7 protein-coding genes are annotated in these 6,704 nt (G+C 73.7%); 4 read left to right on the plus strand and 3 right to left on the minus strand.

Annotated features, from left to right (window positions below; translation table 11 throughout):
* Positions 1-27 precede the first annotated feature (27 nt).
* The 3 genes from RH94_RS20735 to RH94_RS20745 all read right to left on the minus strand — a co-directional run bounded on the left by RH94_RS20735 (position 28) and on the right by RH94_RS20745 (position 1,891).
* Positions 28-324, minus strand: a complete 297-nt coding sequence (locus tag RH94_RS20735) for a hypothetical protein (protein ID WP_073949005.1) — start codon at positions 322-324, stop codon at positions 28-30.
* A 116-nt stretch (positions 325-440) separates the two neighbouring features.
* Entirely contained in the window at positions 441-956 is a 516-nt protein-coding gene (locus RH94_RS20740) for an NUDIX hydrolase (RefSeq protein ID WP_073949006.1), read from the minus strand.
* Between the two features lie 41 nt (positions 957-997).
* Positions 998-1,891: a DMT family transporter gene (locus tag RH94_RS20745; RefSeq protein WP_073949021.1), complete on the minus strand. Its 894-nt coding sequence runs from the start codon at positions 1,889-1,891 to the stop codon at positions 998-1,000.
* Between the two features lie 387 nt (positions 1,892-2,278).
* Here RH94_RS20745 and RH94_RS20750 point away from each other — a divergent pair, with 387 nt between their 5' ends.
* The 4 genes from RH94_RS20750 (at position 2,279) to RH94_RS20765 (ending at position 6,397) form a co-directional block, all read left to right on the plus strand.
* Entirely contained in the window at positions 2,279-3,229 is a 951-nt protein-coding gene (locus RH94_RS20750; RefSeq protein WP_073949007.1) for a hypothetical protein, read from the plus strand.
* Between the two features lie 158 nt (positions 3,230-3,387).
* Complete coding sequence (locus tag RH94_RS20755) at positions 3,388-4,935, plus strand: APC family permease (RefSeq protein WP_073949008.1); 1,548 nt, start codon at positions 3,388-3,390, stop codon at positions 4,933-4,935.
* A gap of 123 nt (positions 4,936-5,058) precedes the next feature.
* A complete protein-coding gene (locus tag RH94_RS20760) occupies positions 5,059-5,787 on the plus strand; it encodes a molybdopterin-dependent oxidoreductase (RefSeq protein WP_073949009.1) in 729 nt (242 codons plus the stop codon).
* A complete protein-coding gene (locus tag RH94_RS20765; RefSeq protein WP_073949010.1) occupies positions 5,771-6,397 on the plus strand; it encodes a cytochrome b/b6 domain-containing protein in 627 nt (208 codons plus the stop codon). Before RH94_RS20760 ends, RH94_RS20765 begins: the two co-directional genes overlap by 17 nt.
* Positions 6,398-6,704 lie beyond the last annotated feature (307 nt).

Genomic DNA, 6,704 nt, shown 5'->3' on the forward strand with positions numbered 1-6,704 from the left:
GCTGCCGCCGGTGGCCTCCGGGGTGTCTCAGTGGTCGTCCCAGTGGCCGTCGTGCGCGGCGTGCCGGTGCCCGTCGTGCAGGTAGTCGACGTGGTCGCCGTGGAGCACGCGCGCGTGCCCGCAGTCCTCGCCGTGCTGGTGCTCGTGGCCCTCGTGCGCGGTGTGGCCGCCGGGCTCGCACTCGTCCCAGTGACCGGCGTGCTCGCGGTGCAGGTGCCCGTCGTGCGCGTAGTCGACGTGGCCGCCGTGCGGCACCTGCGTGTGCCCGCAGTCCGGGCCGTGGGTGTGAGTGTGGGACGCGTGTTCCTGGTGGAGGGCGGTCATGGTGGTCATCCCTGGGGTATAGGGGGCTGACGGCGGACAAGCGTGCCGCGCGAACGGCACATGAAGGGACATCCAGGTCTGCGTGGCGTGCGAGTACCCCGGTGGGCCGGGCCCGCTCACCCCAGGGAGCGGTACGCCTTCAGCCGCTCGTAGGCGGCCAGCCCGTCCGGCACCCACTCCCACTCCCGCAGGCGGCGCTCCACCTCGTCCTCGGGCAGGAAGCCGTGCCAGGCGACCTCCTCGACCTGCGGTCGCACGGGCAGGTCGCAGCGGACCCGGTAGACCGCCGACCACCAGGTGCGGCCGGCGCCGTCGTCGTACAGGAACTTGAACAGGTACTCGGGGCGGGGCAGCCCCGTCACCCCCAGTTCCTCCTCGGCCTCGCGCAGAGCCGCGTCGTCGTAGGCCTCGCCGGCCCCGACGACCCCGCCGACGAACATGTCGTACAGCGAGGGGAAGACCAGCTTGGTGGGCGTGCGCCGGTGCACGAACAGCCGCCCCTCGGCGTCCCGCGCCTGCACGAAGACGCAGCGGTGACGCAGTCCCTTGGCGTACGCCTCCCCGCGCGGTGACTGCCCGACGACGCGATCGCGGTCGTCGACGATGTCGAGGATCTCCTCCGCAGCACTCATACGGCCATCCAATCAGCCGCTCCCGCGACCGGCGCGGCCGTTCAGCGGGGCTGGAGGTCCCGTCGGGGTGCCGGGGCCGTCCTGCCGTGGGGCATCGCGGGGTGCAGGCCCAGCAGGACGATGCCCGTCACGATGGCCGCGAGGCCGGACGCCTCCCAGGCCAGGGCGCCGGTGTCGGTGCGCAGCCGGTCGCCGAGGAAGCCCACCCCGCAGGCGATCCCGGCCAGCGGCTCGGCCGCGGTCAGCGCGGGCAGCGACATGCGCAGCGGCGCCGTCTCGAAGGCGCTCTGCACCAGGACCAGCCCGGTGGCGCCGATCACCAGCAGCCCGTACGGCTGCCAGCCGGTGAACAGCTCCGTCCAGCCGCCGGCGGAGAAACGCTGCCCGCTCACCCGGGTCAGCGCGTCCTGCACGCCGTACAGCAGCCCCGCGGCCACCGCCAGCAGCACCGGCCCCCAGCTCAGCCGCGAGCGCTTGGCACAGGTGGTCAGCGCCAGGGCCGCGCCCACCATCACCCCGATGATCAGCCAGTGCCGCAGGGGATCGGTCACCACGCTGCCGCCGTGCGGCCGGCCCGCCACGATGAACGCGGTCACGCCGCCCGCCAGCAGGACGAGGCCCGCCCAGCCCTGGCCGCCGAGCGGCTGCTTGGTCTGTCTGCGGGAGAGGGCGAGGGCGAACAGCAGGTTCGTCGCCAGCAGCGGTTCCACGAGCGAGATCTCGCCCCGGCCCAGGGCGAAGGCGCCCAGGATCATGCCGACGACCATCAGCCCCAGCCCGCCGAGCCAGCGGGGCACCCTCACCAGGTCCAGCAGCAGCCGGGGGGAGAGGAAGTCGCTGAGCGGTGCCTGCTGGGCCGCGTTCTGCTGCAGTACGAACCCGAAGCCCAGGCAGCAGGCGGCGCTCACGGCGAGACTCAGAACCAGAACCGACACGCTGCGCACCTCGATCATCCGGCCGGGCCACGGGCTGCGTAGTGGCCGACTTTAGCGCTCCGGGGCACTGTCTGCCGGTGGGAGTACCCGGAGCCGGACGCTCGACCCGGTCACGGCGCGGCGCCGCACGAGTGATCCGCGGTCCGTCGGCCGGCACGGGAGCCGGTCGGCCGAGGATGCCACAAGTCACTTACAGGCAAGGGCAGTTGACGCGTGTAATGCCCGGACGGCCCTTGACGCGACGCCTTGGCTGGGGGTTTGCTGTCCGTGATCACTCGATGGCAAGCCGATGACCGACGAGCAGGCCGCGGCCAGTGCGCCGAACGGGGCGGTGTCGCCCCGAGGCGGACGGGGCCACAGACAGAGAGCGCGTGAGGAAGTTCCGCGGTGCCCCCACCCCCGCCTCCCCTCGGCCGCGGCCGCAAGCGAGCGGCCCAGACCTTCGACGCCGCTCTCGACGACACGGAACTCGTCGCCGCCCGCGCCGCGCTGGCCCAGGGCCGGTGGCAGGCGGTGCGCTCGCTGCTCGCCCGCACCGGGGACGACTGGGACCGTCGCGGGCACCGCGTCACCGTCCTCGCCGAGGAGACCCACGCCGCCGCCTGGGCCCGCGAGTGGCTGCTCGCCGAGCCCGAGTCCGCCGACGCCTCCTTACTGCTCGGCATGGCCCTGGCGCAGGGCGCCCTGCGCGGCAGGGGCAAGCCCGGCCCGGCCCGCGAGACCTGCCGTGCGGCGGCCGCCCTCGCGCCCGCCGACCCCACGCCGTGGCTCGGCCTGCTCCTGCTCGAGCGCGGCCTCGGCGGCGAGGAGGACGTGGTCCGCCTCTTCGACAAGGTCCGCCACCGCCACCCCGACCACCACCACGCCCATCACGTGATGGTGTCCTGGCTCGCCGAGCGCCGCGCCGGCACCGGCCCGGACCCCCTCCACGAGGTGTACGACTTCGCGAACTGGGCCGCCGAGCAGGCGCCCGCCGACTCGCCCCTGGCCATCCTCCCGGTGGTCGCGCACGCCGAGCGCTACCGCGTCCTGGCCGCCGGCGGCCACCTGTCCGCCGAACCGGTCGCCTCCGGGCACTGGGCGGGCCGCCGGGCCCGGCAGGTGATGAAGGCCGCGTTCGACTGGTGGCTGGAGTGGGAGCAGGAGGACCACCCCCGCCGCCTGGTCGACCTGAACTTCCTCGCCCACGCCAAGCACTGCCAGGGCCGGGGCGCCGAGGCCGCCGCCCTGTTCCACCGCATCGGCGACCACCCCACCCCGGCGCCGTGGTCGTACCCCGACCGGGACCCGTACACCGCCTTCCGCACCGCCCGCGCCGGCGCCCTCGGCGCGGTGTAGCGCCCCGGCGAGCACCGGCGCGCGACCCCAAGCCCGCACGCCCCGCACGAACGCAAGCCCGCACGAACGCACGCCCCGCACGAACGCAAGCCCGCACGAACGCAAGCCCGCACGCCCCGTACGACCGACGACCCCGACGCCCGAAAGGACGAACCCCGATGACGACGGGCAGTACGAGCACGAGCAGAACCACCGCCGACGGTGGCGGCATCAGCACCTTCAAGGGCCAGGAGCGCGCCCTGCGCGCCGACCGCCTCGGCACGGGGGGTCTGCTGCTCTCCGTCCTCGCCGCGACCGCCCCGCTCATGGTGGTCGCAGGTGTCATGCCCACTGCATTCGCGGTGATGGGGATCGTCGGCCAGCCGCTGCTCTTCGTGATCCTCGGCACGGTGCTGATCCTCTTCAGCATCGGGTACGCCGAGATGAGCCGCCACGTCCACAACGCCGGCGCCTTCTACGCGTACATCTCCCGCGGCCTCGGCGGCACGGCGGGCGCGGGCGCGGCCCTGGTCGCCCTCGTCGCCTACAACGCCCTCCAGGCCGGCATCTACGGGATCTTCGGCTTCGAGGTCTCCAACCTGCTCGCCACCTACGCCGACCTCACCGTCGCCTGGTGGATACCGGCCCTCGCGGCCGCGGCCGCCGTCGGCGTGCTCGGCTGGCTGAAGATCGACGTCAACGCGCGTGTGCTCGGCGTGCTGCTGGTCATCGAGGTCGTCCTCGTCGTGATCTTCGACGTGGCCGCGGTCGCCGACCCCGCCAAGGAGGGCCTGTCCCTGCACGCCTTCAACCCCGAGACGCTCTCCGGCGCCGGCATCGGCACCGCGCTGTGCTTCTGCATCGCCGCCTTCCTCGGCTTCGAACAGGCCCCGGTGTACGCCGAGGAGACCAGCCGCCCGCACATCCTGGTCCCGCGCGTGATGTTCCTCGCCGTCGGCGGTGTCGCCGTGTTCTTCGCGATCAGCAGCTGGGCGCTCACCGTCGCCACCGGCCCCTCGGCGGTCGTCGGCACCGCGCAGAAGGAGAGCGCCGGGCTGCTGTTCACCCTGACCGAGTCCCGGCTCGGCGCCACCTTCACCGACGTCCTGCACGTGCTGTTCGTGACCGGCATGTTCGCGGCCATGCTCAGCTTCCACAACGTCGTCGCCCGCTACGCCTTCGCCATGGGCCGCGAGGGCCTGCTGCCGGCGGCCTTCGGCCGCACCTCCAGCAGCAGCGGCGCCCCCGCGACCGGATCGCTCTCCCAGACGATCGTCTCGCTGGTCATCGTGATCGCCTTCGCGGCCACCGACGACAAGCCGGCCGGCGACCCCACCGCGCCCGTGCTGCACCTGTTCACCTGGTTCGGCAACCTCGGCGCGCTCGGCGTGATCGTCCTGATGGCCGCGGCCTCCCTGTCCGTGATCGTCTTCTTCGTACGGCGCGGCGCGGCGGCCGCGCAGGCCTGGCGGCTGGTGACCTCCGCCCTGGCGGGCCTGGCCCTGCTGGTGATCGCCACCTACACCGTCAAGGACTTCGACGTCCTGGTCGACGCCGGCCCCGGCTCGGCCCTGAGCTGGGTGCTGCCCGGCATCATCGGCCTCGCCCTCGTCGTCGGCCTGGTCCAGGGCGCCGTCCTGCGCTCCCGCCGGCCGGAGGCCCACGCCCGCATCGGCCTGGGCAACGAGGCGTTCCAGCTGGAGAAGGCGGCGGAGGCGGAGCGGTAGGGGGAAGCGCCGCCCGGCCCGGGGGGCGCCCAGCCCGAGAAACACGTGAGAAAGTGCGACGGAAGTATGACGAGCACCCGTGATCCCTGGTCCGCCGGGGGTCACGGGTGCTCGAATGGAGGGGTGAACCCCGAACCACCGCCCGAGGAGGAGGGCCGCCCGATAGGCCGCCGCGTCTTCCTCGGCACCCTCGGCCTCGGAGCCCTGGGCGTGGTCGCCGCGCCCACGCTGCAACGTGGCCTGGAGGGAGTTCTCGGCGCCGTCTCCGGCAGGGACCCCACCGGTCTGAGCGGCCTGCTCCCCAACGGCGGGGGCTTCCGCTACTACTCGGTCGCCGCGTCCGTCCCGCACCAGGACGCCACGACCTACCGCCTCACCGTCGGCGGCCTCGTCGACCACCCGGCGACGTACACACTGGCCGACCTCCGGGCCATGCCCCGGACCCGCATGGTCCGCGACGTCCAGTGCGTCACCGGCTGGCGGGTGCCCGGCACGCCCTTCGAGGGCGTACGGCTCTCCCACCTGCTCGACCTGGCCGGAGTGCGGGACCACGCCGGAGCCGTCCGCTTCACCTGCTTCGACGGCACCTACACCGAGAGCCTCACCCTCGCCCAGGCCCGCCGCTCCGACGTCCTGGTCGCGCTGCGCATGCAGAACAAGGACCTGGGCCACGAACACGGCGGCCCGGTCCGCCTGTACGTCGCCCCCATGTACTTCTACAAGTCCGCCAAGTGGCTCTCCGGCATCACCGTCACCGACCGCGTCGAGCCGGGCTACTGGGAACACCTCGGCTACGACGTCGACGCCTGGGTCGGCCGCTCGAACGGACGGACCGATGTCCCTACGGGCTGACACCCCGGCCCCGGCCGGCACCCGCGTCCGGCGCTTCACCCGGGCCGAGCGATGGGTGCACCGGACCACGGCCGCGCTCATGGGCGTGTGCGTGGTGACGGCGGCCTGCCTCTACGTCCCCCAGCTCGCAGAACTCGTCGGCCGCCGCGAGCTGGTGGTCCGCGTCCACGAGTGCGCCGGGCTCGCCCTGCCCGTACCCGTCCTGCTGGGCCTGGCCTCCCGCGCCTTCCGCGCCGACCTGCGCCGCCTCGACCGCTTCGGCCCGCACGACCGCCTCTGGCTGCGCGCCGCCCTGCGCCGCGACAAGCGCCGTTCCTCGCGCCCGGCCGGCAAGTTCAACGCCGGCCAGAAGATCTACGCCGCCTGGATCGCCGGAGCCGCTCTGGTCATGCTCGGCACGGGCCTGATGATGTGGTTCACCCACCTCACCCCCCTGGCCTGGCGCACCGGCGCGACCTTCGTCCACGACTGGCTGGCCCTGACCGTCGGCGTCGTCCTGGCCGGCCACATCGGCATGGCCCTCGGCGACCCGGAAGCCCGCCGGGGCCTGCGCACGGGCCTGGTCACCCACGCCTGGGCGGCCGGCGAACACCCGCTGTGGCGGCCCTAGGACCTTTCAGGCGCCGAAGCCCAGCAGCGCCCCGGCGCTCAACCCCTCGTCCTCGACGAGGGGTTCGGTCGGCCCGGTCTCGACGCAGCCCGGGCCGGGGCCGTCGACCCGCACCCCGTACGGACCCCGGCCGGCGCACGTGCTCCGGGTGAGCCTCTTCGGCCCTCCCCCGGCCGACGAACGGGCCCACCCGCTCCTCGACCTCCGCGGTCCCGGCGGCCACCGAAGGACCGTCAGGCACGTCGAACGTCGAAGAGCGGGTGGGCCGTCATCGCGGTACCGCCCCTAGATCACCAGGGACAACAGC

Source organism: Streptomyces kebangsaanensis (assembly GCF_001906585.1).
In the GTDB taxonomy this organism is placed as follows: domain Bacteria; phylum Actinomycetota; class Actinomycetes; order Streptomycetales; family Streptomycetaceae; genus Streptomyces; species Streptomyces kebangsaanensis.

Coding starts and splice junctions, on each gene's coding strand:
- RH94_RS20735 (WP_073949005.1), bottom strand. CDS start 324: ATGACCGCCCTCCACCAGGAACACGCGTCCCACACTCACACCCACGGC.
- RH94_RS20740 (WP_073949006.1), bottom strand. CDS start 956: ATGAGTGCTGCGGAGGAGATCCTCGACATCGTCGACGACCGCGATCGC.
- RH94_RS20755 (WP_073949008.1), top strand. CDS start 3,388: ATGACGACGGGCAGTACGAGCACGAGCAGAACCACCGCCGACGGTGGC.
- RH94_RS20765 (WP_073949010.1), top strand. CDS start 5,771: ATGTCCCTACGGGCTGACACCCCGGCCCCGGCCGGCACCCGCGTCCGG.